This window comes from Halorubrum sp. AJ67, from assembly GCF_000513435.1.
On the sequence record NZ_CBVY010000012.1, the window covers coordinates 108,498 to 109,485 of the forward strand.

Genomic DNA, 988 nt, shown 5'->3' on the forward strand with positions numbered 1-988 from the left:
TCTCGTCGTCGGTATCGCCGTTGGCGGCGTCGCCGTCGTCGTCCCCGTTGGCGGCGTCACCACCGTTCGCGTCCTCGCTGGTCACCGCGTCGTCGGTCCGATCGTCGTCGGAATCGGCTTCCGTCGTCCCGGGCGCGTCCGGCTTCGCGTGTTCCGTCGCGTTGCGGAACAGGTTCTCCAAGGCCTGCCGCACCCGGCCGCGGTCGCCGTACACTCGGGCGTCGCGGGCGACGACCAGTTCCGCGTCGTCGTCGTCCTCGGCTGCGGTTCCCCAGGCGTCGTGCGCGACGCTCGCCAGCCCGAACTCGGTCGGCTCGTCCATTCCCGTCCCCTGTCGCGCGAGGGTGAGCAGCTCGGAGACAAGCTGGTCGATCCGGTCGACGGCCCGCTCGCCGCGTTCGAGCGGCTCCGTCTCGCCGCGCAGCCGCGCCATCTCGATGGAGCCGCGGATCACCGAGAGGGGGTTTCGCAGGTCGTGCGAGACGATGCTCGCGAACCGGTCGAGACGCTCGTTCCGGTCGGTGAGCCGGCGCTCGCGGGCCTTCCGCGCGCTGACGTCGCGGGAGTTGACGAGCAGTTCGCCGACGGGACTGTCGGCCGGTAACGACCGGGTCCGCGACTCCAGCCACACCCAGTCGCCGTCGGCGGTGCGGTAGCGGTACTCCAGAGTCGGTGCCGCGTCCGGCTCGTTGAGCGCGCGGTAGAACCGCTCGGTCACCCGCTCGCGGTCGTCCGGGTGGACGTACCCGAGCGGCGATCGCCCGACGGTCGACCCCTGCTCGTAGCCGAGGACCTCCTCGATGGACGGGCTCTCGTAGACGACGACGCCGTCTTCGTCTACGACGGTGACGAGGTCGCTCCCGTACTCTAAGAAGGCGCGGTAGCGCTCCGGGAAGGTGCGGTCGGCGTCGACGCGCCGGACGGTGACGACCGCCCGCCGAACTCCTCGGACCAGCAGTCGTGGGAGGCAAGGCACACAGGGGATAGG